Raw genomic sequence first — 25,920 nt, forward strand, 5'->3', positions numbered from 1 at the left:
TTGACGCCGGACCGCCGCGACGGCAGGCTGGCGCGGTGATCGTCAGGGCCGGAGCAAAGGACGCGCGATGACGGGGCCGGTGCTCGCCGTCGACCAGGGCACGTCCGGCACCAAGGCGCTCGTCGTCTGCCCCGAACGCGGCGTCCTCGGCACCGGCTTCGCCGAGGTCCGCCCCCGCCACCTGACCGGCGGCCTGGTCGAGGCGGACCCGGGCGAGCTGTACGACTCGGTGGTCGAGGCCGGCCGGCGCGCGCTCGCCGAGGCCGGCGAGGACGTCGTCGCGCTCGGCCTCGCCAACCAGGGCGAGACCGTCCTCGCCTGGGACCCGGCCACCGGCCGCCCGCTCACCGACGCCCTGGTCTGGCAGGACCGGCGCGCCGAGACCGTCTGCGCGGAACTCGCCGGCCACGCCGACGAGTTGCGGCAACTGACCGGGCTGCCCCTCGATCCGTACTTCGCCGCGCCCAAGATGGCCTGGATCCGCCGCCACCGCACCCGCGACGGCGTCGTCACCACCTCCGACGCCTGGCTGGTGCACCGCCTCACCGGCGCCTTCGCCACCGACGCCGCCACCGCCGGCCGCACCCAGCTGCTCGACCTGGACCGCACCGAGTGGTCCCCGCGCGCCCTCGGCCTGTACGGCCTGGCCGGCGAACGCCTGCCCGAGATCACCGACAACGCCCACCCGGTCGGCACCACCACCGCGTTCGGCCCCGAGATCCCGCTCACCGCCGCCATCGTGGACCAGCAGGCCGCCCTGCTCGCCCAGCGGATCACCGGCCCCGGCACCGCCAAGTGCACCTACGGCACCGGCGCGTTCCTGCTCGCGCACACCGGCGACCGGCCCCGGCGTGGCGCGTCCGGCCTGGTCTCCTGCGTCGCCTGGCGGCTCGCCGGGGAAGCCGGCTACTGCCTGGACGGCCAGGTCTACACGGCCGCCTCCGCCGTCCGCTGGCTCACCGGCCTCGGCGTCATCTCCCGCGCCGCCGACCTCGACCCCGTCGGCGGCAGCGTCCCCGACAGCGGCGGGGTCACCTTCGTCCCCGCCCTCGCCGGGCTCGCCGCCCCCTGGTGGCGCGGCGACCTGCGCGGCTCGCTCACCGGACTCGGCCTCGACACCACCGCCGGGCACCTGGTGCGCGCCCTGTGCGAGGGCATCGCCGCCCAGGTCGCCGAGCTGGCCGAGGCCGCCGCCGGCGAGCTGGGCGCCCCGCTGGACACGCTCCGCGTCGACGGCGGCCTCACCCGCTCCGCGCTGCTCATGCAGACCCAGGCCGACCTGCTGCAACGTCCCGTCGAGGTGTCCGCGCTGCCCGACGCCACCGCGCTCGGCGCCGCCGCCCTCGCCCGCCTCGGCGCGGACCCCGGGCTGTGCCTGGCGGACGCCCTGCCCGACGGGAAACCCGCCGCCGTGTACGAGCCCCGCGTCCCCGCCGATCAGGCCGCCGAGCGCCGCGCCCGGTTCCGCGCCGCCGTCGACGCCCTCCTCGGCCCATGACGGTCACCGCGACCGGACCGCTCCCGCGGACGCCGTACGACGTGGCGATCGTCGGCGCCGGCGTGGTCGGCTGTGCCATCGCCCGCGAACTCGCCCGCCATCCCCGGCTGCGCGTCGCCCTGATCGAGGCCCAGGACGACATCGGCCAGGGCACCTCCAAGGCCAACACCGCCATCCTGCACACCGGTTTCGACGCCGCCCCCGGCACCCTGGAGGCCCGGCTGGTCCGCGAGGGCCACGGCCTGCTCGGCGCCTACGCGGCCCGGACCGGCATCCCCGTCGAACGGACCGGCGCCCTGCTGGTCGCCTGGGACGGGGACCAGTTGGCCACCCTGCCCCGGCTGGCCGAGAAGGCCGCGCGCAACGGCTGCCACGACACCGCCCCGCTCGGCCCCGAGGAGCTGTACGCCCGCGAGCCGCACCTCGGCCCCGGCGCGCTCGGCGCCCTGCACGTGCCCGGCGAGAGCGTCATCTGCCCCTGGACGACCACCCTGGCCTACGCCACCCAGGCGGTCCGCGCCGGCACCGACCTGCACCTGAACACCGCCGTACGCGAGGTGGCCTGGGACGGCGGGCACCGGCTGACCACCAGCCGGGGCACCCTGTACGCCCGCCATCTGGTCAACGCGGCCGGACTGCACGCCGACACCCTGGACCGCGCCCTCGGTCACGACGACTTCACCGTCACCCCCCGCCGCGGCCAGCTCCTGGTCTACGACAAGTTCGCCCGCCCCCTGGTGCGGCACATCCTGCTGCCCGTGCCGACCGCCCTCGGCAAGGGCGTCCTGGTCGCGCCCACCGTCCACGGCAACGTCCTGCTCGGCCCCACCGCCGAGGACCTGGACGACAAGAGCGCCACCGGCTCCACCGCCGAGGGGATCGCGGCCCTGCGGGAGAAGGGCCGGCGCGTCCTGCCCGCCCTGGTCGAGGAGGAGGTCACCGCCGTCTACGCCGGGCTGCGCGCGGCCACCGGACACGAGGACTACCGCATCACAGCGCACCCGGGGCAGGCGTACGTCACCGTCGGCGGCATCCGCTCCACCGGCCTGACCGCCTCCATGGCCATCGCTGCCCACGTCACCGGTCTGCTGGCCGGCACCGGGCTCGACCCCGGCCCGGTACGCGAACCGGAGCCGGTGGCCCTGCCCCGCCTCGGCGAGGCCTACCCCCGCCCCTGCCGACGGGCCGACCTGGTCGCCGCCGACCCCGAGTACGGCGCCCTGGTCTGCCCCTGCGAGCGCGTCTCCCGGGGCGAGATCCGCGACGCCCTCGCCAGTACCATCCCGCCGCGCGGCCTGGAGGGCCTGCGCCGCCGCACCCGCGCCGGGGCCGGCCGCTGCCAGGGCTTCTACTGCGGGGCGACGGTCCGCGCGCTGTTCGAACGGGGAACGGGGTCATGACCGCCGTGCGGCACGTGGACGTCCTCGTCGTCGGCGCCGGTCCCGCCGGACTCACCGCCGCCGCACGGCTGGCCGCCGCCGGCGCCGGGCGGGTGGAGGTACTGGAGCGGGAGACCGAACCCGGCGGGGTGCCCCGGACCTGCGCCCACGGCGGCTTCGGCACCCGGATCCGTCCGCTCACCGGCCCCCGCTACGCCCGGCTGCTCACCGAGGCCGCCGAACGGGCCGGCGCGACCCTGCGCACCGGGGTGACGGCACTGGACTGGGCGCCCGAGGGGCCCGTGCTCACCACCGCGGGCCCCGGCGGGCCGGAGACCGTCGCGGCCCGGGCGGTCGTCCTCGCCACCGGCGCCCGCGAACGCCCCCGCGCCGCCCGCCTGGTGCCCGGCACCCGCCCCGCCGGCGTCTACACCACCGGCGAACTCCAGCGGGCCGTCCACCTGTTCGGACAGCACATCGGCACCCGCGCGGTCGTCGTCGGCGCCGAGGACGTCTCCTACGCGGCGGCCGGCACCCTGCGCGCGGCCGGCACCGAGGTCGTCGCCCTGGTCACGGAAGACCCGCGCCCTGGAACCGGCCGCGCCCAAGCCCAGGCGGCCCGGCTGTGCCACCGCATTCCGCTGCTGACCTCCGCCACGGTCACCGAACTCCTCGGCCACGGACGGCTGTCCGGCGTCCGCGTCCGCCACCGGGACGGCCGTACGGCGGTCCTGCCCTGCGACACCGTGGTGTTCACCGGCGACTTCGTACCCGAGCACGAACTGGCCCGGCGCGGCGGCCTCGTCCTCGACCCCGGCACCCGCGGTCCCGCGACCGACGGCGCCTGGCACACCTCGCGCCCCGGCGTCTTCGCTGCCGGCGACCTGCTGCACGCCGTGGAGCCCGCCCGCACCGCGGCCCTGGACGGCGCCCGGACGGCCCGCGCGGTCCTCGCCCACCTGGCGGGCGCCCCCTGGCCGGGCCCCGGGGTGCCCGTCCTGCTGTCGGCACCGCTGTGCCGGATCACCCCCAACCGCGTCACCCCCGAAGCCCCGCCCGACCGCCACCTCCTGCGCACCGGCGCCCCGCTGCCCCGCCCCATCCTGTGCGTCCACCAGGACGGCCGCCTCCTCCACCGCGCCCGGCTCGGCCCCGGCACCGCGCTCCCGCACCGCCCCCTGACCCTCACCGCCCGCTGGCACGACCGCGTCGACCCCGGGGGCGGACCGGTACGGGTGAGCACCGGTTGAGTACGGGCCGAACACGGGCCGAACACGGCGCGGTGGGCCGGCGGCGCCTCAGACGACCCTCAGCCGCACCAGCGCCCCCAAGGTCAGCGCCCCCGGCAGCAGCGGCACCCACACGGTGATGATCCGGTAGGCCAGGACCACCGCCGTGGCCACCGCCGCCGGACCGCCCACCGCGACCAGGGCCACGATCAGCGCCGCCTCCACCGAACCGAGCCCGCCGGGCGTCGGCACCAGGGCCACCGCGACCGTCGCCGCGAGATAGGCCAGCGCCATGTGGGCGCACGGCACCGGCAGCCGCAGCGCCCGGCCGACCGCCGCCAGCCCGGCCGCCTGGAGCGCGGGGAACGCCAGCGAGCCGCCCCACAGCGCCAGCGCCCGGGCGGGCCGGGCGTGCACCGACCGCGCCTCGCCCAGGGCCTCCCGCACGAAGCACCGCACCCGCGCGCGCAGCGGCCGTACCAGGGCCAGGCCGGCGCCCGCCAGGAACAGCAGGCCCGCCGCGGCCGGCAGCGGGAGCCCCGGATCGTCCGGCAGCAGCGCGCCGAACCGCAGCGCGTCCGGGAAGGCGATCAGCAGCGCGGCCAGCAGACCGAGCCGGCCCACGGACTCGGCCAGCAGATACAGGGCGAGCGCGGCCGAGGAACGGGCGAGCGGCACCCCGCACACGGTCATGAACCGCAGGTTCACGGCGCCCGCGCCGAGCCCCGCGGGCAGCAGGTGGTTGGCGGCGCCCGCCGCGAACTGGGTGGCCAGCAGCCGGCCCTTCGGCAGCGGCTGCACCACCGCGCCCTGCCGGGTGACGGCCGCGGCCACCCAGGTCAGACAAGTGGCACCGGCCGCGGCGAGCAGCCACGGCCAGGACGCGCCGCGCAACTGGACGAAGCCCTCGGCGAGCAGGGCGCGGTGCCGTACGGCGGCCACGGCGACCAGCGCGAGCGGCACCAGGCACAGCACCCGGCGGACGGGGACACGACGGGGGAGGGGCATGGCATCCGAGGATGGCCGCGCCCCGCGAACCCCGGGTGAAAAACCGCCGACCTTGACCTCAACGAAGCTTGAGGTCCTACCGTCGTCGGCATGAGCATGGAGACCACCGCCTGGACGCAGCTGCACAGCGTGATGAACGCGCAGTCCCAGCGCCGCCCGTTCGCCCGCGCCACGCTGCGCCGGATCGCCGCCTTCGCCCGCCCGCACCGCGCCGGCATCGCCCGGTTCGTACTGATCGGGGTGGCGACCGCGCTGCTCGCGGTCGCCACCCCCGTACTCGCCGGACGCGTCGTCGACGCGATCGTGGCGGGGCACGACTCCGCCGGCGTGATCCGGCTCTCCCTGCTCATCGCGCTCGTCGCGCTCGCCGAGGCGGGGCTCGGCATCCTCGGCCGGCGCCTGTCGGCGACGCTCGGGGAGGGACTCATCCTCGACCTCAGAACGGCTGTGTTCGATCATGTGCAGCGCATGCCCGTCGCGTTCTTCACACGTACCCGTACGGGCGCGCTGGTCAGCCGTCTCAACAACGACGTGATCGGCGCCCAGCGCGCCTTCGCCAACACCCTGTCCGGCGTCGTCAGCAACCTCGTCACGCTGCTGCTCACCCTCGCCGTCATGCTCACCCTGTCCTGGCAGATCACCCTGCTCGCGCTGGTGCTGCTGCCGGTGTTCGTGCTGCCCGCCCGCCGCATGGGCAGCCGGATGGCCCGCATGCAGCGGGAGGCGGCGGCGCTGAACGCGGCCATGGGCACCCGGATGACCGAGCGGTTCTCCGCCCCCGGCGCCACCCTGGTCAAGCTGTTCGGCCGCCCCGAGGAGGAGTCCGCGGAGTTCGCGGCCCGCGCCGCCCGGGTCCGGGACATCGGCGTGCGCACCGCCACCGCCCAGTCCGTCTTCATCACCTCCCTCACCCTGGTCTCCGCCCTCGCCCTGGCCCTCGTCTACGGCCTCGGCGGCTGGTTCGCCCTGCACGGCACCCTGGAGCCCGGCGCGGTCGTCTCCCTCGCCCTGCTGCTGACCCGGCTGTACGCCCCGCTCACCGCGCTCGCCGGGGCCCGGGTCGAGGTGATGAGCGCACTCGTCAGCTTCGAGCGGGTGTTCGAGGTGCTGGACCTCAAGCCCCTCATCGAGGAGAAGCCGGACGCCCGCGAGGTCCCCGAGGGCCCGGTCGCCGTCGAGTTCGACGACGTCCGCTTCGCCTACCCGGCCGCCGACCAGGTCTCCCTCGCCTCCCTGGAGGAGGTCGCCGCGCTCGACACCCGCGGCGGCACCGAGGTGCTGCACGGCGTCTCCTTCCGCGCCGAACCCGGCCAGACCGTCGCCCTCGTCGGCTCCTCCGGCGCCGGCAAGTCCACCATCGCCCAGCTGCTGCCACGCCTGTACGACGTCGACTCCGGGGCCGTCCGCATCGGCGGGATCGACGTCCGCGACCTCACCTCCGCCTCCCTGCGCGCCACCCTCGGCATGGTCACCCAGGACGGCCACCTCTTCCACGACACCGTCCGCGCCAACCTGCTGCTCGCCCGCCCCGACGCCACCGACGACGAGCTGTGGGACGCCCTCGGCCGGGCCCGGCTCGCCGAGGTCGTACGGTCCCTGCCCGACGGCCTGGACACGGTCGTCGGCGAACGCGGCTACCGGCTCTCCGGCGGCGAACGCCAGCGCATGACCATCGCCCGGCTGCTGCTGGCCCGCCAGCGCGTGGTCATCCTGGACGAGGCCACCGCCCACCTGGACAACACCTCCGAGGCGGCCGTCCAGGAGGCGCTCACCGAGGCACTGGAGGGCCGCACCGCCGTCGTCATCGCCCACCGCCTGTCCACCGTCCGCGCCGCCGACCAGATCCTGGTCGTGGAGTTTGGCCGCATCGTGGAACGCGGCACCCACGACGAGCTGCTGGCGGCCCGGGGCCGCTACGCCGAGCTGCACCGCACCCAGTTCGCGGGCCCCGACGAGACGATGGCCGCGACGGCGCCGGCGGCCGGCTGAGCGGCACCGGGACCGTGCCGGATGGCCGCCGGGACGTGTGAGGCGGGGGCGACTGGATACGCGGTGGGAACGGCAGCATCGTCCGTCCGGAAGGTCATCCCCGCCCATGACCAGCGCACCCCACCACTCCGAGGTCACCCTCCGGGTCAACGGAAAACCCCACACCCTGCGCGTCGACCACCGGCGCGTCCTGCTGGACCTGCTGCGTGAGGACCTGGACCTCACCGGCTCCAAGAAGGGCTGCGACCACGGCCAGTGCGGCGCCTGCACCGTGCTGGTCGACGGGCGCCGCCTCAACAGCTGTCTGCTGCTCGCGGTCACCTGCGACGGCAGCGAGATCACCACCGTCGAGGGCCTCGGCGGCGACGGCGAGGAACCGCACCCGCTCCAGCGGGCCTTCCTGGACCGCGACGCCTTCCAGTGCGGCTACTGCACCCCCGGCCAGCTCTGCTCCGCCGCCGGCCTGCTCGCCGAGGCCGCGGCCGGCCACCCCTCCCACGTCACCGACCCCGCCGCCCCCTCTGGCCGGCCCGTCCCGCTGGACCGGACCGAGATCCGCGAGCGGATGAGCGGCAACCTCTGCCGCTGCGGCGCCTACCCCCGCATCGTCGAGGCGATCGAGGACGTGATCCGGTGAACGGCTTCGGATACCTGCGCCCCCGCACCCTCCAGGAGGCCGCCGAAGCCTGGGCCGCCCACCCCGGCGCCCGCTACCTGGCCGGCGGCACCAACCTGGTCGACCTGGTGAAACTCGGCGTGGAACGGCCCGCCGTGCTCATCGACGTCGGCCGGCTGCCGCTGGACACCACCGAGGAACTGCCCGACGGCTCCCTGCGCGTCGGCGCCACCGTCCGCAACAGCGACCTCGCCGCCGACCCGCGCGTCCGCGACCGCTGGCCCGCCCTGTCCCAGGCCCTCCTCGCCGGCGCCTCCGCCCAGCTGCGCAACGCCGCCACCACCGGCGGCAACCTCCTCCAGCGCACCCGCTGCCCCTACTTCCAGGACCTGGGCAAACCCTGCAACAAGCGGGAACCGGGCAGCGGCTGCGGCGCCCGCGACGGCGTCCACCGCGACCACGCCGTCCTCGGCCACTCCGCGCGGTGCATCGCCACCCACCCCTCCGACATGGCCGTCGCCCTCGCCGCCCTGGACGCCCAGGTCGAGCTGTACGGCCCCGAGGGCACCCGGCGGCTGCCGGTGGCCGACTTCCACCGGCTGCCCGGCGAGCACCCCGAACGGGACACCTGGATCCGCCCCGGCGAACTGATCACCGCCGTGCTGCTGCCGGCCGCCACCGCCGGCGTGCCCTCCGCCTACCGCAAGGCCCGGGACCGGGCGTCGTACGCCTTCGCCCTCGCCTCCGTCGCCGTCGCGCTGCGCGTCGCCGACGGGATCGTCGACCAGGTGGGCGTCGCCTTCGGCGGGCTCGCCCACCGCCCCTGGCGGGCCCGGCACACCGAACTGGCCCTGCTCGGCGCTCCCGCCACACCGGAGGCCTTCGAAGGGGCCGTCGCCCTCGAACTCGCGCACGCCGAGCCCCTGCGGGACAACGCCTACAAGGTGCCCCTCGCCCGCAACCTCGCCCTGGACGTCCTGAACCGTCTCGCCCCGGCCCCCGCGACCGCCTGAGCCGACACAGGAGGACCCCATGACCGGTACGACCGGCACGACCGGTACCGCCCTGGGCGCCCCCGCCGAGCGCCGCGAGGGACGCCAGAAGGTCACCGGCGCCGCCCGATACGCCGCCGAGCACACCCTGCCCGGCCGCGCCCACGCCTGGCCCGTACCCGCCGCGATCGCCCGCGGCCGGGTCACCGCCGTCGACACCTCCGCGGCCCTCGCCCTGCCCGGCGTCCTCGCCGTCCTCACCCCCGGCGCCGCGGCCGGGCTCGGCGACCCCGAGGACGGCACCCTCGCCGTGCTGCGCGGCCCCGAGGTGCCGCACCGCGGCTGGTGCGTGGCCCTCGCCGTCGCCGACACCCTGGAGACCGCCCGCGCCGCCGCCCGCGCCGTCCGCGTCGACTACGCCCCCGAGCCCCACGACACCGCCCTCGACCCGGGCCACCCGGACGCCTACGAACCCCAGGAGGCCGGCGGCCACCCCGGCCGGCTGGAACACGGCGACCCCGAGGCCGCCTTCGCCGCCGCCGAGGTCCGCGTCGACGTCACCTACCGGATCCCCCCGCTGCACAACCACCCCATGGAGCCGCACGCCGGCACCGCCCACTGGGACGGCGACCGGCTCACCGTGTACTCCTCCACCCAGGGCGGCACGACCGTGCGGTCCGTGCTCGCCGGGATGTTCCATCTGCCCGAGGACCACATCACCGTCGTCTCCGAGCACGTCGGCGGCGGCTTCGGCTCCAAGGGCACCCCCCGCCCCGACGTCGTCCTCGCCGCCCTGGCCGCCCGCCACACCGGCCGCCCCGTCACCGTGGCCTACCCCCGCCGGTACCTGCCCACCACCGTCGGCCACCGCGCCGCCACCGTGCAGCGGCTGCGGCTCGGCGCGACCCCCGACGGACGGCTCACCGCCCTGCTGCACGAGGTCACCACCCCCACCTCCCGGGTGCGCGAGTTCGTGGAACACGCCGCGGTGCCCTCCCGCGTCATGTACGCCACCCCGGCCCTGCTCAGCACCCACCGGGCCGTCCCGCTCGACATCCCCGGCCCGTCCTGGATGCGCGCCCCCGGCGAGGCACCCGGCATGTACGCACTGGAGTCCGCCGTGGACGAACTCGCCCACGCCCTCGGCACGGACCCGGTGGAGCTACGCGTACGCAACGAGCCGCACGAGGAGCCCGGCAGCGGCAAACCCTTCAGCAGCCGGCACCTCGTGGAGTGCCTGCGCGAGGGCGCCCGCCGCTTCGGCTGGGCCGGCCGCGACCCGCGCCCCGGCGTCCGCCGCGAGGGCCCGCTGCTGCTCGGCACCGGCGTGGCCGCCGCCACCTACCCCGCCCAGACCGCCCCGTCCACGGCCGCCGCCCGCGCCCTGCCCGACGGCACCTTCACCGTCCGGACCAACGCCACCGACATCGGCACCGGCGCCCGTACCGTCCTCGCCCAGGTGGCCGCCGACGCCCTGAGGGTGCCTTTGGACCGGGTGCGCATCGAGGTCGGCCACAGCGACCTGCCCCCGGCCCCGCTGGCCGGCGGCTCCATGGGCACCGCCTCCTGGGGCTGGGCCGTCCACGACGCCTGCGCCGAACTCGCCTCCCGGCTGGCCGCACACCCCGGGCCGCTGCCCGCCGACGGGATCGAGACCCGCGCGGACACCACCGGGAAGGCCGGCGCCGAGGGCCCCTACGCCCAGCACGCGTTCGGCGCCCACTTCGCCGAGGTCGCCGTCGACACCGTCACCGGCGAGATCCGGGTCCGCCGGCTGCTCGGCGTCTACGCCGCCGGCCGCATCCTCAACGCCCGCACCGCGCGCTCCCAGTTCACCGGCGGCATGGTCATGGGCCTCGGCATGGCCCTGACCGAACACAGCACCCTGGACGCGGCGTTCGGCGACTTCCCCGAGGCCGACCTCGCCTCCTACCACGTGCCCGTGCACGCCGACGTCCCCGACATCGAGGCCCACTGGATCGAGGAGGACGACCCCCACCTCAACCCCATGGGCAGCAAGGGCATCGGCGAGATCGGCATCGTCGGCACCGCCGCCGCCCTCGGCAACGCCGTCCACCACGCCACCGGCATCCGCTTCCGCGAACTCCCCCTCACCCCCGACCGGATCCTGTCCGGCCTGCTGTCCGAGGGGTGACGGTGACCGGGCCCACCTGGGAGTACGACGGCTACCGGCCCGGCGAGGAACGCCTGCGGGAATCCCTGTGCACCCTCGGCAACGGCTACTTCGCCACCCGCGGCGCGCTGCCCGAGTGCACCGCCGACGACATCCACTACCCCGGCACCTACGCGGCCGGCTGCTACAACCGGCTCACCTCCGAGGTCGCCGGTCGCCGGGTCGAGAACGAGGACATGGTCAACCTGCCCAACTGGCTGCCGCTGCGCTTCCGCCCGGCCGGCGGCGACTGGCTCACCCCGGACACCGCCCCGGTCACCGAGCACCACCAGGTCCTCCACCTCGGCCCCGGGACCCTGGAGCGCCGTACCCGCTACCCGCTCGGCGCCGGCGCCGGCCTGCTCGTCGGGCAGCTCCGCCTGGTCCACCTCGCCGACCCCCATCTCGCCGCGCTGCGCACCGAGTTCACCGCCGAGGGCGGCCCCCTCGACCTGGACGTGGAGGCCGCGCTCGACGGGCGCGTCACCAACTGCGGTGTCGCCCGCTACCGCGAGCTGGACGGCCGCCACCTCACCCGCGTCGAAGCCGGCGCCGCCGCCGCACCCGGCACCGTCTGGCTGCGTTGCCGCACCCGCACCTCCGACATCGGCTTCGGCCTGGCCGCCCGGCTCACCGCCGGGGCACCGGTCCGCCACGCCGACGAGACCCGCCGCGCCGTCCAGCGGCTCCGGCTGCGCCTTTCGCCCGGCCGGACGGCCACCGTGGACAAGACCGTCGCCCTGCACACCTCCCACGACCCCGCCATCAGCGACCCGCTGCGCGCGGCCCTGGACCGGACCGCCGCCGCGCCCCCGTTCGATCAGTTGCTGAAGGCCCACCGCACGGCCTGGCAGCAGCTGTGGCGGCGCACCGCGCTCGACGTGCCCGGCGAGGCGGGCAGCATCCTGCGCCTGCACCTGTTCCACGTGCTGCAGACCCTCTCCCCGCACACCGCCGACCTGGACGTGGGCGTGCCCGCCCGGGGCCTGCACGGCGAGGCCTACCGGGGCCATGTCTTCTGGGACGAACTCTTCGTCCTGCCCTACCTCAACCTGCACCTGCCCGAGGTCTCCCGGGCCCTGCTCCACTACCGCCACCGCCGGCTGGACGCCGCCTGCCACGCCGCCGCCGCGCTCGGCCGGCGCGGCGCGCTCTACCCCTGGCAGAGCGGCAGCGACGGCCGCGAGGAGACCCAGCAACTGCACCTCAACCCGCGCTCCGGCCGCTGGCTGCCGGACCACTCCCGGCTCCAGCACCACGTCGGCTCCGCCGTGGCGTACAACATCTGGCACTACTGCGAGGCGACCGGCGACACCGATTTCCGGCACGGCGAGGGCGCCGAGATGCTGCTCCAGATCGCCCGCTTCTGGGCGGACTCGGCCGTCTGGGACGACCACCTCGGCCGCTACCGCATCCGGGGCGTGGTCGGCCCCGACGAGTACCACGACGCCTACCCCGGCGCCGCCCGCCCCGGCCTGGACGACAACGCCTACACCAACGTCACCGCCGCCTGGGTGCTCGGCCGCGCCCTGGAACTGCTGGCCGGCCTGCCCGAACCGCGCCGCCGCGAACTGACCGAGTACTCCGGCCTGGCCGAGGACGAGCCCGCCCGCTGGGAACAGGTCTCCCGGCGGCTGCACATCCCCTTCCACGACGGGGTGGTCAGCCAGTTCGACGGCTACGCCGACCTGACCGAACTGGACTGGCACGGCTACCGCAAGCGCTACGACGACATCCGGCGCCTGGACCGGATCCTGGAGGCCGAGGGCGACACCGTCAACCGCTACAAGGCGTCCAAGCAGGCCGACGTCCTGATGCTCGGCTACCTCTTCTCGCCCGGCGAACTGCGCGGCCTGTTCCAGCGGCTGGGACACCGGCTGGACGAGCACACCTGGACCGCGACCGTCGACCACTATCTGCACCGCACCAGCCACGGCTCCACCCTCAGCGGCCTGGTCCACGGCTGGATCCTGGCCCGCGCCCGCCGCGCCGACGCCTGGCGGTTCGTCCAGGAGGCGCTGCGCGGCGACATCGCCGACCTCCAGGGCGGCACCACCGGCGAGGGCGTCCACCTCGGCGCGATGGCCGGCACCCTCGACCTCGTCCAGCGCGGACTGACCGGCCTGGAGACCCGCGGCGGCCTGTGCCTCGACCCCGTCCCGCTGCCCGAGCTGTCCTCCTACGGCTTCTCCCTGCGCTACCACGGCCACTGGGGCGTGCGGCTGCGGCTGCGCAGCGGCCTGCTGGAGATCGCCGTACCGGCCTCCGACCGCTCACCCATCGACATCCGGCTGCGCGACCGGGTGGTGCCGGTCGGCCCGGGGGAGACGGCCCGGCTGGTGCTGCCGGACTGAGCCGTCCCGGGCGCGTCCGGCTCGACAATCCCGGACGGAGCAGTAGATTTCCAGCCACCGTTTCGAGAGGTCGCCGGCAGACGGGGGCACAGGATGAGCCAGCACGACGGGGCCGTGCTCCGAGGCTTCCGCACGGGTGACGGACCGGAGGTGGTCGAGACGTGGTGCCGCAGCGCGCCGGCCGACCCCCTCACCCCCGACCGGTTCCGCTCCCTGGTCCTGCTCGACGCCAACTTCGACCCGGAAGGGCTCCGCCTCGCCGTGTCCGGCGGCCGGGTCGCCGGCGCCGCCTACGCGGTGCGCCGGCTGGTCCCCCAGTCCGGCACCGACCTGGAGCCCGAGCAGGGCTGGATCCCGTTCTTCTTCGTCGACCCGGCCGCCCGCGGACGCGGCCTCGGCCGACGGCTGCTGACCGACGCCCTCGACTGGCTGCACGGCCACGGCCGCACCCGGGTGGACTTCGCGTCGTACACACCGAACTACCTCCTGCCCGGCCTGGACACCGCGACCTACCCGGAAGCGGCCGGGCTCCTCGCCTCGCTGGGCTTCCGCACGCTGTACGAGGCGGCGGCGATGGACCGGAGCCTGGTCGGCTACCGCCTCCCGGACGAGATCGCCCGCCGCCGGGACGACCTGACGGCACGCGGCTACCGGTTCGCCACCCCGGCCGACGACGACCTCGTGGACCTCATCGCGCTCGCCGGGAGCCGCTTCGACGCCGACTGGGCCCGCGCCATCCGCGCCTGCTGCGCCGCCGGCACCTCGCTGGACCGGATCGTCGTCGCCCGCGACCCCTCGGGCCGCCTGGCCGGCTGGGCCATGCACGGGGCGTACGAGCAGGCGGCCGAGCGGTTCGGGCCCTTCGGGGTGCGCGAGGAACTGCGCGGCAGCGGAGTCGGCAAGGTCCTGCTCCACCTGGTCCTGGAGCGGATGCGGGCGCGCGGCGCGCACGGCGCGTGGTTCCTGTGGACCGGCGAGGACTCCCCGGCGGGCCGTCTGTACCGCGCGGCCGGCTTCACCACGACCCGGGTGTTCCGGGTGCTGCGCCGCGAGGCCGCCCGGTGACGCCGCCCCGCGGACCGAGCCGCCGCCACATCGCGCTCGCCCTGCCCTCGGCACTGCTCGCCGCAGGCTGCGCCGCCCCGCACCGGGGCACCGGACGGCCCGGCGACCCCGTCGTCCTCACCCTGCTGACCCACTACGCGAGCGGCGCGCTCCACCGGGCACTCCAGGGCCCGGTCGACGAGTGGAACGCCACCCACGACCGGGTCAAGGTACGCACCAAGGCCGTCGAGTTCACCGACCTGCTGACCACGTTCATGGTCCGGCAGGCCGCCGGCCAGGGCGCCGACATCCTCCACCCGTACTGCCTGTGGAACGGCCAGCTGGTGCGCGCCGGAGTACTGCGGCCCGCGCCGCCCGAGCACGCCGAGCGGATCCGGCGCGACTGGGGCGAGGCCGCCGTCGGCGCCGTGACCGTGGACGGCACGGTCTACGGCTATCCCACCGAGGCCCAGACGTACGCCCTCTACTACAACCGGCGGCTGCTGCGCGAGGCCGGCGTCGACGGCCCGCCGGCCACCTGGCCGGAGCTGGAGGAGGCCGCCTACCGCACCACCCGACGCGACCGGTACGGCAACCCCCTCGTCCAGGGGTTCGGGCTGTCGGCGAACGACGACGCCACCACCGTCGGCCAGACCCTCGCCCTGCTGCACGCCGCCGGCGGACGCTTCGTCACCCCCGACGGCCGGTCCACCGCCATCGACTCGCCGGCCGGCCGCGCCGTGCTCGCCCTGGAGCACCGGCTCGTCGCCCGCGGGGCGAGCGCCCCGGCCGTCAACGTCTACCAGGCCTTCCCGTCCGGACGGGTGGCCATGGTGGTCGGCGCCGGCTGGTGGACCGGGAGCCTGCGGCCCCTGATGGGCGGCGGCTACCGGGACGTGGGCGTCGCCCCCGTGCCCGTCCCCGCGCCGGGCGCCCGCCCCGCCACCCTCGCCACCGGCTTCATGCTGGGCGTCAACACGGCCAGCCGGCACCCGCGCGAGGCCTGGGAGTTCCTGCGCTGGCTCAACGCCGACCGGGTCACCGCGGGGAACGGCACGGCGGCCACCCGGATGAGCGCCCTGCAGGTGTCCGTCGGCTCGCTCACCGCCCGCGCCGACGACATGCGCGCGCTCCTCGGCACGGGCGGCGACCCGAACCTGCGCCCGTTCCTGGACGCCCTGGACTACGCCGTGCCGGAGCCGAACGGGCCGGGCGCGGCCCGGGCCAAGACGCTGCTGCGCAAGAACATCGAGGCGCTGTGGACCGGCCGGCGGTCGGTCGAGGAGGCGCTGCGCACCACCCGCCGCCAGGTCGACCAGGAGGTGTCCCGGTCATGGTGAACGTCCTGACCCCGCAGACGCCCGAGCGGGCACCGGGCCCGGCACCCGCCGGGCCCGCCGGCCACGGCCGCCGCCGGGCCCGGCACCGCCAGACGGCCGTCGCCTACCTCTTCCTGGCCCCGGCACTGCTGTTCTTCGCGGTCTTCCTGCTCCTGCCGCTCGGCTTCGCGCTGCTGCTGTCGGTCTCCCACTGGACCGGGTTCGACCTCGGCGCCATCGACCCGGTGGGCCCGGACAACTTCGGCGCCCTCTTCACCGGCGGGTCGACGTTCCTGGTCCCGGTCCTCACCAACACGCTGCTGTTCGCGCTCGGCACCGTCGCTCTGGCCCTCACGGGCTCGGTGGTCGTCGCCACGTGCGTCGACCGGCTGCGGTTCCAGGGACTGTGGCGCACCCTGTACTTCCTGCCGATCGTCACGACCGTCGTCGCCGTCGGCAACGTCTGGAAGTACATGTACGAGCCGGGCGGCCTGGCCAACGGCGTCCTCAACGCCCTCGGACTCGGCTCGGTGGCCTTCCTCCAGGACCCGGACACCGCGCTGCCCTCGGTCGTGGCCGTCCAGGCCTGGGCCTCCCTCGGCTCGGCGATCCTCGTGCTGACCGCCGGGCTGAAGTCCATCCCCGCCTCCTACCACGAGGCCGCCGCGCTGGACGGCGCCGGCCCCGGCACCGTCTTCCGGTGCATCACCCTGCCGCTGCTGCGGCCGTCCCTGCTGTTCGTGTGCGTCACCCAGTTCCTCACCGGCCTGCAGTCCTTCGCGCTGATCACCGTGATGACCCGGGGCGGCCCGGGCGACGCCACCAACGTGGCCGCGCTGGAGATGTACCGGCGGGCCTTCGACTACGGCGACTGGGGCACGGCGAGCGCCGCCGCGTTCGTGCTGTTCGCCGTGGTCCTCGTGGTCACCCTGGCCCAGCTGTGGATCTTCCGGCGGGCGGGGGAGGACGCGTGACGCGGCGCCGCCTCCCGTGGCTTTCGTACCTGGTCGTGGTGACCGGCGCCGTACTCACGGTGGTGCCGTTCCTGGACATGGTGATGACGTCCTTCAAGGGGCCTGGAGAGGCGGGCACACTGCCGTACCGGTTCCTGCCGAAGGCGTTCGCGCTGTCCAACTACCGGGCGGCACTCCACCAGCTGAACCTTCCGGTGCTCTTCCGCAACAGCGTCGTCGTCACCGCCGTGATCACCGCGTCGGTGCTGCTCACCTCGTCGCTCGCGGGCTACGCGCTGGCCAAGCTCCGCTTCCCCGGCCGGGATCTCGTCTTCCGGCTGGTGCTGTCGACCATGATGTTCCCGCCGTTCCTCTTCCTCATCCCGCGCTTCCTGATCCTGGTGCACTGGCCGCTGGCGGGCGGCAACGACCTGTTCGGGCGCGGCGGCGCGGGCCTGACCGTCAGCATCGCGGCCCTCGCCGTGCCGTTCCTGGTCAACGGCTTCGGGATCTTCCTGACCCGCCAGTTCATGCTGTCCCTGCCCGACGAGGTCCTGGAGGCCGCCCGTATCGACGGGGCCGGCGAGTTCACGGTGTGGTGGCGGATCGTGCTGCCGCAGACCAGGCCGGTCCTGGTCACCCTCGGGCTGCTGACCTTCGTCGACGCCTGGAACGAGTACATCTGGGCGCTGCTCGTCTCGACCGCCAACCCGGACCTGATGACCCTGCCGGTCGGCGTCCAGCTGCTGCGGGACCACGTCGACCCGGCCCGCACGATGCCCGTCGTCATGGCCGGTCTCGTCCTGAGCGTCCTGCCGGTGCTGGTCCTGTTCCTGCTGCTGCAGAAGCACTACATCCGCGGCGTCATGCTCAGCGGCCTCAAATAACGAATCGTGCGCCTCGCGCATCACGGCCCGGACACACCGCCGTCCGCGATCTCGACGGCGGCGACCGGCCGGACCACCATGGGGGAGCGGCCGAGGACGGGAGGAGCGGTGCGGACATGGGGGTGACCGGCGCGCCCTTGCGCGTCCTGGCCGTGGACGACGAACGACCCGCGCTCGACGAACTGCTGTACCTGCTGGGCGAGGACCCCCGGGTCGGCACGGCCGTGCCCGCGCGGGAGGCCACGGAGGCGCTGCGCAGGCTCGGCGACGCCCTGACACGGGACCCGGACGGCCCGGAGGGCTTCGACGTCGTCTTCCTCGACATCGGCATGCCCGGCCTGAGCGGCCTCGAACTGGCACGCACCCTGGGCGGGTTCACCGCGCCGCCGATGGTCGTCTTCGTCACCGCCTACGAGGACTTCGCCGTGCGCGCCTTCGACCTCAAGGCGGTGGACTACCTGCTCAAACCGCTGCGCAAGGAGCGCTTCGCCGAGGCCGTACGGCGCGTCGCCGAACTGGTCCGGGCCGGCCAGGGACCCCGCCCGGCCGCGCCCTTGGCGCCCGCGCCCACCGCACCCGCCCCCGGCGGCCATGTGCCCGTGGAACTCGGCGGGGTGACCCGGTTCGTGCCCCTCGCCGACATCACCCATGTCGAGGCACAGGGCGATTACGCCCGGCTGCACACCGGCGAGGGCAGCCATCTGGTGCGGATCCCGCTGTCCACACTGGAGGAGCAGTGGCGCGCGCACGGCTTCGTACGGATCCACCGCAGCCGGCTGGTCGCCCTCGGCCGCATCGAGGAACTGCGCGTGGAGGGCGGGAACCTGACGGTCCGGATCGGTGACCGGACGCTCGCCGTCAGCCGCCGCAACGCCCGCGACCTGCGCGACCTGCTGACCGGCCGCGCGACGGGCCGGGCACGCTGACACCGGCCGGTCAACCACCGGGCCCCGGTGTTAAGTTGGGCCCCATGGACGCAGGTCACCTCACCCGGGCGGAGACGGACGGCCCCCCGGTGTTCCCCGCACGGCACGGCTCGTTCTCGGTCGAGAAGGACTTCACGGTGACCCGCGCCGAGGTCTTCCGCGGCTTCGCCGACCCCTCCCTGCGCAGCCGCTGGTTCCGGCTCCCCGGCCCCTCCGGCACCGCCGAGCACCACCTGGACTTCCGGACCGGCGGCGGGGAGAGCGCCCGCAACGTCTTCGTCCTGGGCGACACCGAGGAACATCTCGCCTACCGCTCCCGCTTCCTGGACATCGTCCCGGACACCCGGATCGTCTACGTCTACGAGGCCGAGGTCGACGGCGCCCGCCGCTGGATCTCCCTCGTCACCGTCGAACTCACCGACGAGCCCACCGGCTGCCGCCTGACCTGGACCGAGCAGTACACCTGGCTCGTGCCCACCGGAGACGGCGACCAGGACGCCGCCCATCTGCGCGGCGGCACCCGCCTGCTGCTCAACGGCCTGTCCACGGTGGTCGATCCGGACCGCCACCTCGGCCTCGCACACCGCCCGGCGCCGTAGCCGCGCCGCCGCCGGACGGCCGTAGGACGGATGGGGTTCGCCCCCGCCCCGCCTCCCCGTCCCCGGCCACGGTCGGCGAACCGGTGCGGCCCTCGCCGCGGGGCGTCACCACCGCCCGCGGCCTTCAGTCGGCGCCGGGCTGGACCAGCTTGAAGGCGAGCCGGGCACCGGCCCGGTGCACGGACTGCCGCAGGCGCGCGGTCAGGGGCCGGGCCGGCGCCGCGGGCGGCCTGCCCGCCAGGCGGGGGAAGAGCGCCTCGGCGTTGGTGCGGCTGACGGCGGTCAGGGTGTCGGCGTCCACATGGGTGTCCAGACCGGCGGCGAAGTACTGCCCGGCTGCGGTGGGCGCGAACGGCCAGTCGCTGCCGAACAGGACGTGCCCGGGGCGGGCGAAGCCCAGCAGGGTGGGCAGGGCCGCCGGACTGGAGGAGAGCGCGGTGTCGAAGTAGAAGGACTGGAAGTCGTCCAGCACGTCCAGCGGGCAGCGCCCGGTGTCGTTCGCGATGGTGACGGCCATGCGGTGCGAGGCGTACGGCACGAAGCCGCCGCCGTGGCTCAGCACGAACCGGATGTTCGGGAAGTCCCGCACGATGCCGCCCCGCACCAGGAGGTAGGCGGCGCGGGTGGTGTCGAGCAGGAAGTCGGCGGCGAACGGCGGGATGTCCTTGATCGCCGGCGCCGGCAGCTCGGCCGGGTGGACGAACACCACCGCGCCGTGCTCGTCCAGGCACCGCCACAGCGCGTCCTGGCCGGGCGAGCCGAGGTAGACGCCCTGGGTGTTGGCGAGCAGGGTGACCCCGTCCGCGCCCAGCGAGAGCAGCGCCCGGCGGGCCTCGTTCACGGCCGCCTCGGCGTCCGGCATGGGCAGGGTGGCGAACCAGCCGAAGCGGCCGGGGTGGTCGGCGGCCAGGGCGGCGGAGAAGTCGTTGAGCCGCCGGGCCAGGCCCGCGGCCTCGGCCGGGTCGGTGAGGAAGCCGGTGCCGGGCGTGGAGACGGACACCATCGCCGTGGCGGTGCCCAGCAGGTCCATCGACTCCAGCGCCGCCCCCGGGTTCCAGTCGGGCAGGGTGCGGCCACCCGCCTCGGCGATGCCCGCCTGGGCGAGCAGGGCGCCGTAGAAGGGCGGTGTGACGTGCTGGTGGACGTCGATCCGACGAAGTGCGGCGGGCATGCGGTGACCTGCTGACTCTCTCTCGGGGATGGATTTCCGGACGGCACGGGTGGGCGGCGGTGCCCCGCCGGACGCCACCGGCACCGGGCCGGGACGGCCGGGGCGCGCCTCGACGGGCCCGGCCGGCGCCGGCGGCGGGCGCGGCGGTCGGGACGCCGGGTGATGTCCGCCCACCGAGGTCCGGGGCGCCGCCGTAACCGGTGGGGACGTCCGGCGGACATGGGACGCCCCGGCCGTGCGCACCGGAACCGGCCGGGGCACACGCGCCCCGCGCCCCCGCTCGACGGCGGGGCGGACGCGCCGCGTTGCCGGCCGGCCGGGGTCATCGGGCGCGCTCCGCCGCCATGCGGACGCCCGTCTCGTACACCAGCCGGGCGTGGAACTGGAACATCTCCACCAGATCGACGCTGTCGCCGTTGAACTCCCGCTGGACGAAGAGTCCGTCGGCCCCGGCGATGGCGTAGGTGGTGAGGAGGCGCACCGCGTCCTCGTCCAGCTGGGGCAGCACGAACCGGACGACTTCCTCGATCCGCTGCCGAGCGATGTGGCGGACCTGGAAGAACACCGTCCGGCTCCGGGGCTCCTCGGGCCGCCGCTCCAGGGCGAGCATGAGACCGAGACGCAGGAAGTCCGGCTCGTTCACCAGGGACTTGGCCACGTTCGCCGCCATGATCATGGCCCGGTCCAGGGGGGTGCCGGCTTCCTCGCCCGGCAGTTCGACGGCCGCGAGCCAGGTCTCGAAACTGCGCTCGATGACCGCGGCGATCAGGTCGTCCTTGTCCCTGAAGTGCCAGTAGATCGAGCTGGCCGGCAATCCGCAGCGGGCGCTGACCGCCGCGATCGACGTGCCGTCGTACCCGCGTTCGCCCGCGATGGCCACCGCCGCGTCGAGAATCCGCTGCCGCGACTCCACGCCGTTGGCGCGCTTCTTGCCACTCGTCCGCGGCCCGGTCATGCAGAAGACCCTTCCGTCGCCCCGCTCTTGACCCTGTCGGGCGCCGATCTTACCGTAATGCCTGCTCCAATTGGAGCAGGCATTACAGCAAGTCGCGGGACGGGCGGCCGGCCCCGCCACGGAACGGCCGGGCCGGCCGGGGATCAGTCCTCGATCCAGCCGTGGCTCTCGCTGAACTTCACCAGCGCGGCGCGGATGCCGAGGATCTGCTCCGCGGTCAGCAGCGGGCTCGCGTTCAGCAGCAGCTCCGTCACCTCCCGCCGGTACTCCGCGGCACTGAGCACGTCGCACAGCGGCTGGCCGGACTCGTCCGGCAACGGCCGCGATACCGCGCCCGGCCGCCGCGGCGGGCCGGGCTCGACGCCCTCGGCGAGCCGGATGTTCGACGCCTTCGGCCCCCGCTCGCCGTCCTCCACGTCGAATTCCACGACCAGCCCCGGGCGCAGGTACTCCTCGGGGATCAGCAGATCGTTCACGTGCAGGAAGACATCCTCTCCGCCGCCTTCCGGCGCGACGAACCCGTAACCGCGCGAACTGTCGAAACGGACGACACGACCCGCGACCATGCGGAACCCCCAACTCCTCGAAACCACACACCATCCGGGAGGTGTCCCCGGAAACCGTCTACGGATGGTAGCCGCGTACCACCGCCGCCCGGCGGCCCTCCCCGTCGGGCATGATCGAGGCCATGGAGCACGCACACCTGCCGACCACCGCGTCCGCGGTCACCGCGATACGCGCGCTGGCGGAGGAATTCCGGCTGTCGATATCGGTCACCGACGACATCGGGGCGGACCGCACCTCGCGCCGTACCTCGGCCCCGCTCTTCACCGCGTCCGACCCCGACGGCTCGCTGCCGCACGAGGCGTTCGTGGAACTGGCGGGCCCGCCGTCGGTGAGCGTCCGGCTCTTCCCCGAGGACGACGCGAAGATCACCGTCGAGGGTGTGGAGTTCCACGACGTCCCCCGCGATGCCGTCCCCGCCTTCCTCCGGTCCGTCTACGGCGGACTGGCCTTCACCAAGAGCCGGCTGTTCCCGCCCGGGCAGTGGCTCGTCGTCCCGCTGCCCGGCGACGAGACGTACAAGGAAGTGGTCCCGTTCCCCGGCCCGACCGCCTGGCTCGCCCGCGGCGTCCGTCGCTAGCGCGCCCGGGCCGTTGCGGGGGTACGGAGACATGGACGGCCGCAGGCGCGTTCTCATCGTCGCCTACGACAACGCGCAGATCCTCGACATCGCCTGTCCGAGCAGCGCCTTGGACATCGCCAACCGCTACGGCGCGGCGCCGCCGTACCTCGTCGAACTGGCGACCCTGGGCCGCCGGGCCGCCCGCAGTTCTGCGGGGATCCTGGTGGGCGCCGGGCAGGACCTCAAGACGGTCACGGGCTTCGTGGACACGCTGATCGTCGTGGGCGGCGTCGGATGCGAGGACGCGGCGGCGGACGAGGCGCTCCTGGCACAGGTGCGCCGGCTGGCCGCCCGCAGCCGACGGGTGGCCTCCGTCTGCACGGGCGCCTATGTGCTGGCCGCGGCCGGCCTGCTGGACCACAGACGGGTGACGACGCACTGGGGGTGGGGCGAACGGCTCGCCGAGCGGTACCCCGCCGTGGCCGTGGACGTGGGCCCCCTCTGCATCCGTGACGGCAATGTCTACACCTCCGCCGGGGTCACCAGCGCGCTGGACCTGACCCTGTCGCTGATCGAGGACGACCACGGGCCCACGCTGGCCCGCGCCGTCGCCCGGGAACTCGTCACCCTTGTGCACCGCCCCGCCGACCAGGCGCAGATATCGGTGTTCCTGGCCGCCCCGCCACCCCAGGACCGACTGGTCCGGGATCTGATGGGCTACGTCTTCGGCCATCTGACCGAGGACCTGGCCCCCGCCGTCCTGGCCCGCCGCGCGGGGATCAGCACCCGCCATCTGACCCGCCTGTTCACCGCCCACCTCGGTACGACTCCGGCCCGGGCGGTGCGGGTGGCGCGTACCGAGGCGGCGGCGCAGCTGGCGCGGTCCAGCGGGCTTCCGCTGGCGGCGATCGCCCGCCGCTGCGGGTTCGGGTCGGCACAGACCCTGCGGCAGGCGTTCCTGGACCACTACGGGGTCACGGGGGACACGATGCGCAGGATGCCGGACATGCCGGCGCCGCTTGCCGCCCCCGGGCAGCAGACTCCGGGACATGACCGACAGCACGCGCACAGCGCACAGCACGCGGCACTCGACGACCCGTAGGACCGTCCTGCGCGGGACCGTCGCCACCGCCGCCCTCGCGGCCACCACGGCGGCCCCCGCCGGAACGGCACACGCAGCGCCGCCGGCCGGCGACGGCCCAAAGATCGGCATCCTCCTCTACGACGGCTTCAGCCTGCTGGACCCCACCGGCCCCGCGGAGGTCCTGTCCCGGCTGCCCGGCGCCACCGTGACCATGATCGCCGAGCGGCGCGGCGCGGTCCGCACGGACACCGGGGACGTGGCCGTGGTCGCCGAGCGCTCCCTCGACGAGGTGGACCGCCTCGACGTCCTCCTCGTCCCCGGCGCGGGCAACCGCGGCACCGGGGCCGCGATGAACAACCCGGCGCTCCTGGACTGGATCCGCCGGATCCACCGGCACACCCGGTGGACGACCTCGGTGTGCACCGGAAGCATCGTCCTGGCCGCCGCGGGACTGCTGGACGGACGGCAGGCGACGACCTATTGGGCCGCCGCCGAATACCTGGAGTCCACGTTCGACGTGACCTACCTGCCCCGCCGCTACGTGCACTCCGGAAAGATCATCACCGCGGCCGGGGTGTCGGCGGGCATCGACATGGCCCTGTACCTGTCGTCCCTCCTCGCCGGAACCGACACCGCGAAGGCGATCCAACTCGCCGTCGAATACGACCCCCGGCCCCCCTACGACTCCGGCAACGCCACCCGGGCCGACGCGCAGCTGAAGGAAAGGGCCCTGAAGCTCCTGGAGGAGTCCCAGGCGTAGGGAGGGGGCCCGGCCGCCCCTGCGAACCCCGGGCCCGTAGCGTTGCTCGGACCGGCAGCGGTCACGGTTGCGGGGCGCCCCGTACCGGGTAAACAGGCTGGTGGAAGGTGGCCACATGCGTGAAGAGGAACTCGATGAGATCGAGGAGTTGTGCTCTGCGGCCACTCCGGCGCCTTGGTTCGTCAGGACCTTGGACGATGACGCCGCCATGAATCTCGTGGCGGTGAGCACGGCTCCCGACACTGGTGCCGCCGAGAGGTGGCCGAACTTCGATCATCGAGACATCATCGCCGCGACATTGGTTCAGCATCCGCGGTACGTCGATTCCGGCGACGAACGCTGGGACGAGAACGCGGCCTTCATCGCCATGGCGCGGGAGGCTGTGCCGCGCCTTGTGGAAGAGGTCCGGCGCCTCCGGGCCCTGCTCGCGGGTGAGGGGAGCGGCCAATGAGGGGCCATTCAGGGCGGTGAAAATTGACGTGGGCAGAGAACACCTCCGGGTCAACCGATTCGGCTTCGCAGAGTACGAGGACATGGCCGACCTCGCTCGTGGTGTCGACGTCGCCGAACTGGCAGGGGCTCTGAGTTCGATCGTGGAGCTGGTGCTCTCGGAGGAATCCGGCCTGCTCGATTCGCTGACGGACGAAGCGCAAGCGGACTTCGTGGTCCCCCTCGGCATGTGCGCCAAGATGCTGTCGAGCGGCGAGTACTCGGCGATGGAGCTGGTCTCCGCGGCCTGCACCGTGGGTTACTGCGCCGGATCGCACATGTCCGAGTTCCCGGACGACCTCGCGCGGATGCTGTCCCGGCTGCCTCGCTGAGTGATACGGACAGCGAATCGCGAGCCCCGCCAGGACACACCTGGCGGGGCTCGCGGGCGGGGTTCGCCGCCGGGGGTCAGCGCCGGTCGTGGTCCGAACTCTTGAGCCCGAACCGGGCCACGCTCTCGTCGGTGGCCCACCGCTGGAAGCCGGCCTTCTCCAATACCCGGATCGAGGACGGGTTCGACAACTCCACGTCGGCGGTCACGGTGTGCACGTCCGGCGCGGTGAGGGCGAACTCCGCGAGAGCCCGGGCGGCCTCGGGGGCGTAGCCCCGGCCACGGCGGGAGGCCACGATGCCGTAGCCGATTTCGAGGGTTCCCCCGGTGGGCGGCCAGAACAGGCCGATCGAGCCCACCACCGAGCCGCCGTCGCGCTCGATGATCAGACGGTGGCCGTATGCGCCGAGCCAGGCGGGATGCCGCTCGAAGAGGGCCGCGATGACACGGTCCCCTTCGGCGGGGAAGTCGTCCGCCCAGCGGGGCGACCTGGTGCCGTCGAGGACGGCGGCGGCCTCGGCCATGGTCCAGGGCCGCAGGACGAGGCGATCGGTGGTCAGCTGGATGCGGTCCGATGCGGTGGAGGAAGTCATGTGTCACTCCTGGTCGTGGGAACGACCGGACCGCGCTCTAGGGACGCGCGGGCCGGACGAGGGCATGCTGAAGCCGGCCTACGGCAGCCATATTCATCAACCTCCCCGCCCCGTGATCACGCGCCTCCCGCGCCGGCGTGAACATAGCACGCGCTTCCTCGGCGTGCTCAATTCGCGTCCAGCTTCTCCCTCAGCTGACCACGTGAGGTGATACCGAGCTTCGGGAAGATGCGGTAGAGGTGGGCGCCGATCGTCCGCGGCGACGGTTACCATCGCTGGCCTATTTCGTTGATTGGACAGGCCGTCCGCCGCGAGGGAGTCCCGGGCGATGCGGGTGGAAGGCCCGGTCGGAGGGGTCGAAGACGCGCCGAACGGAGTCGAACGCCTCGGCGTGGTTGCCGTCGGTCAGGCCCGTGAGCAGACACACCAGGGGGCGGCCCGCATA

The 25,920-nt window shown here is 74.6% G+C and carries 24 protein-coding genes; 19 read left to right on the forward strand and 5 right to left on the reverse strand.

Translation table 11 applies throughout. The features are described 5' to 3' along the window. Window positions 1-67 precede the first annotated feature (67 nt). The 3 genes from ABD350_RS20465 to ABD350_RS20475 are packed head-to-tail and all read left to right on the forward strand — an operon-like array spanning window position 68 to window position 4,127. On the forward strand, window positions 68-1,498 hold the full coding sequence (locus ABD350_RS20465; protein ID WP_344349649.1) for an FGGY family carbohydrate kinase: 1,431 nt from the start codon (window positions 68-70) through the stop codon (window positions 1,496-1,498). Then, complete coding sequence (locus tag ABD350_RS20470; RefSeq protein ID WP_344349650.1) at window positions 1,495-2,898, forward strand: FAD-dependent oxidoreductase; 1,404 nt, start codon at window positions 1,495-1,497, stop codon at window positions 2,896-2,898. The genes ABD350_RS20465 and ABD350_RS20470 overlap by 4 nt, the downstream gene beginning before the upstream one ends. After that, on the forward strand, window positions 2,895-4,127 hold the full coding sequence (locus ABD350_RS20475; protein ID WP_344349651.1) for an NAD(P)/FAD-dependent oxidoreductase: 1,233 nt from the start codon (window positions 2,895-2,897) through the stop codon (window positions 4,125-4,127). Before ABD350_RS20470 ends, ABD350_RS20475 begins: the two co-directional genes overlap by 4 nt. A gap of 48 nt (window positions 4,128-4,175) precedes the next feature. Here the strand turns inward: ABD350_RS20475 and ABD350_RS20480 are convergent, their stop codons facing one another. Next, on the reverse strand, window positions 4,176-5,114 hold the full coding sequence (locus ABD350_RS20480) for a lysylphosphatidylglycerol synthase transmembrane domain-containing protein (protein ID WP_344349653.1): 939 nt from the start codon (window positions 5,112-5,114) through the stop codon (window positions 4,176-4,178). 90 nt (window positions 5,115-5,204) lie between these two features. On the opposite strand from ABD350_RS20480, the gene ABD350_RS20485 reads away from it, so the two are divergent. The 11 genes from ABD350_RS20485 (at window position 5,205) to ABD350_RS20535 (ending at window position 18,966) form a co-directional block, all read left to right on the forward strand. Continuing rightward, window positions 5,205-7,103, forward strand: coding sequence for an ABC transporter ATP-binding protein (locus tag ABD350_RS20485; protein WP_344349654.1), 1,899 nt, complete (start codon window positions 5,205-5,207; stop codon window positions 7,101-7,103). A 106-nt stretch (window positions 7,104-7,209) separates the two neighbouring features. Then, window positions 7,210-7,740 (forward strand): 2Fe-2S iron-sulfur cluster-binding protein, encoded by a 531-nt coding sequence (locus tag ABD350_RS20490; RefSeq protein WP_344349655.1) that lies wholly within the window; start codon window positions 7,210-7,212, stop codon window positions 7,738-7,740. Then, window positions 7,737-8,732 carry an FAD binding domain-containing protein gene (locus ABD350_RS20495; protein WP_344349656.1) on the forward strand — a complete coding sequence of 332 codons (996 nt, stop codon included), beginning with the start codon at window positions 7,737-7,739 and terminating at the stop codon, window positions 8,730-8,732. Before ABD350_RS20490 ends, ABD350_RS20495 begins: the two co-directional genes overlap by 4 nt. A gap of 19 nt (window positions 8,733-8,751) precedes the next feature. Beyond that, window positions 8,752-10,866: a xanthine dehydrogenase family protein molybdopterin-binding subunit gene (locus ABD350_RS20500; protein ID WP_344349657.1), complete on the forward strand. Its 2,115-nt coding sequence runs from the start codon at window positions 8,752-8,754 to the stop codon at window positions 10,864-10,866. 2 nt (window positions 10,867-10,868) lie between these two features. Then, window positions 10,869-13,238, forward strand: a complete 2,370-nt coding sequence (locus ABD350_RS20505) for a glycoside hydrolase family 65 protein (RefSeq protein WP_344349658.1) — start codon at window positions 10,869-10,871, stop codon at window positions 13,236-13,238. Between the two features lie 93 nt (window positions 13,239-13,331). Beyond that, window positions 13,332-14,303 (forward strand): GNAT family N-acetyltransferase, encoded by a 972-nt coding sequence (locus tag ABD350_RS20510; RefSeq protein ID WP_344349659.1) that lies wholly within the window; start codon window positions 13,332-13,334, stop codon window positions 14,301-14,303. Next, window positions 14,300-15,622, forward strand: coding sequence for an ABC transporter substrate-binding protein (locus tag ABD350_RS20515; protein ID WP_344349661.1), 1,323 nt, complete (start codon window positions 14,300-14,302; stop codon window positions 15,620-15,622). Before ABD350_RS20510 ends, ABD350_RS20515 begins: the two co-directional genes overlap by 4 nt. Beyond that, on the forward strand, window positions 15,616-16,575 hold the full coding sequence (locus ABD350_RS20520) for a carbohydrate ABC transporter permease (RefSeq protein ID WP_344349663.1): 960 nt from the start codon (window positions 15,616-15,618) through the stop codon (window positions 16,573-16,575). Before ABD350_RS20515 ends, ABD350_RS20520 begins: the two co-directional genes overlap by 7 nt. Further along, window positions 16,572-17,441, forward strand: coding sequence for a carbohydrate ABC transporter permease (locus tag ABD350_RS20525; RefSeq protein WP_344349664.1), 870 nt, complete (start codon window positions 16,572-16,574; stop codon window positions 17,439-17,441). Before ABD350_RS20520 ends, ABD350_RS20525 begins: the two co-directional genes overlap by 4 nt. A 116-nt stretch (window positions 17,442-17,557) precedes the next feature. Beyond that, window positions 17,558-18,367, forward strand: a complete 810-nt coding sequence (locus ABD350_RS20530) for a LytR/AlgR family response regulator transcription factor (RefSeq protein WP_344349665.1) — start codon at window positions 17,558-17,560, stop codon at window positions 18,365-18,367. A gap of 44 nt (window positions 18,368-18,411) precedes the next feature. Beyond that, complete coding sequence (locus ABD350_RS20535; protein ID WP_344349666.1) at window positions 18,412-18,966, forward strand: SRPBCC domain-containing protein; 555 nt, start codon at window positions 18,412-18,414, stop codon at window positions 18,964-18,966. Window positions 18,967-19,090: 124 nt separating this feature from the next. Here the strand turns inward: ABD350_RS20535 and ABD350_RS20540 are convergent, their stop codons facing one another. From ABD350_RS20540 to ABD350_RS20550, 3 genes are all read right to left on the reverse strand, one after another. Further along, window positions 19,091-20,137, reverse strand: a complete 1,047-nt coding sequence (locus ABD350_RS20540) for an amidohydrolase family protein (RefSeq protein ID WP_344349667.1) — start codon at window positions 20,135-20,137, stop codon at window positions 19,091-19,093. Between the two features lie 322 nt (window positions 20,138-20,459). Further along, a complete protein-coding gene (locus tag ABD350_RS20545; RefSeq protein ID WP_344349668.1) occupies window positions 20,460-21,092 on the reverse strand; it encodes a TetR/AcrR family transcriptional regulator in 633 nt (210 codons plus the stop codon). A gap of 143 nt (window positions 21,093-21,235) precedes the next feature. Continuing rightward, a complete protein-coding gene (locus ABD350_RS20550) occupies window positions 21,236-21,658 on the reverse strand; it encodes a cold-shock protein (RefSeq protein WP_344349669.1) in 423 nt (140 codons plus the stop codon). Between the two features lie 122 nt (window positions 21,659-21,780). On the opposite strand from ABD350_RS20550, the gene ABD350_RS20555 reads away from it, so the two are divergent. From ABD350_RS20555 to ABD350_RS20575, 5 genes are all read left to right on the forward strand, one after another. After that, window positions 21,781-22,236 (forward strand): hypothetical protein, encoded by a 456-nt coding sequence (locus tag ABD350_RS20555; RefSeq protein ID WP_344349670.1) that lies wholly within the window; start codon window positions 21,781-21,783, stop codon window positions 22,234-22,236. Window positions 22,237-22,267: 31 nt separating this feature from the next. Further along, window positions 22,268-23,320: a GlxA family transcriptional regulator gene (locus tag ABD350_RS20560; protein WP_344349671.1), complete on the forward strand. Its 1,053-nt coding sequence runs from the start codon at window positions 22,268-22,270 to the stop codon at window positions 23,318-23,320. Further along, window positions 23,268-24,062 (forward strand): DJ-1/PfpI family protein, encoded by a 795-nt coding sequence (locus ABD350_RS20565; RefSeq protein WP_344349672.1) that lies wholly within the window; start codon window positions 23,268-23,270, stop codon window positions 24,060-24,062. The genes ABD350_RS20560 and ABD350_RS20565 overlap by 53 nt, the downstream gene beginning before the upstream one ends. Window positions 24,063-24,177: 115 nt before the next feature. After that, window positions 24,178-24,513, forward strand: coding sequence for a hypothetical protein (locus tag ABD350_RS20570; protein WP_344349673.1), 336 nt, complete (start codon window positions 24,178-24,180; stop codon window positions 24,511-24,513). Between the two features lie 28 nt (window positions 24,514-24,541). Further along, a complete protein-coding gene (locus ABD350_RS20575) occupies window positions 24,542-24,883 on the forward strand; it encodes a hypothetical protein (protein WP_344349674.1) in 342 nt (113 codons plus the stop codon). A 76-nt stretch (window positions 24,884-24,959) separates the two neighbouring features. Here the strand turns inward: ABD350_RS20575 and ABD350_RS20580 are convergent, their stop codons facing one another. Then, window positions 24,960-25,475, reverse strand: a complete 516-nt coding sequence (locus tag ABD350_RS20580; protein ID WP_344349675.1) for a GNAT family N-acetyltransferase — start codon at window positions 25,473-25,475, stop codon at window positions 24,960-24,962. Window positions 25,476-25,920 lie beyond the last annotated feature (445 nt).

Origin of the sequence: Streptomyces nogalater, assembly GCF_039532885.1 — a bacterium.
Taxonomy (GTDB): domain Bacteria; phylum Actinomycetota; class Actinomycetes; order Streptomycetales; family Streptomycetaceae; genus Streptomyces; species Streptomyces nogalater.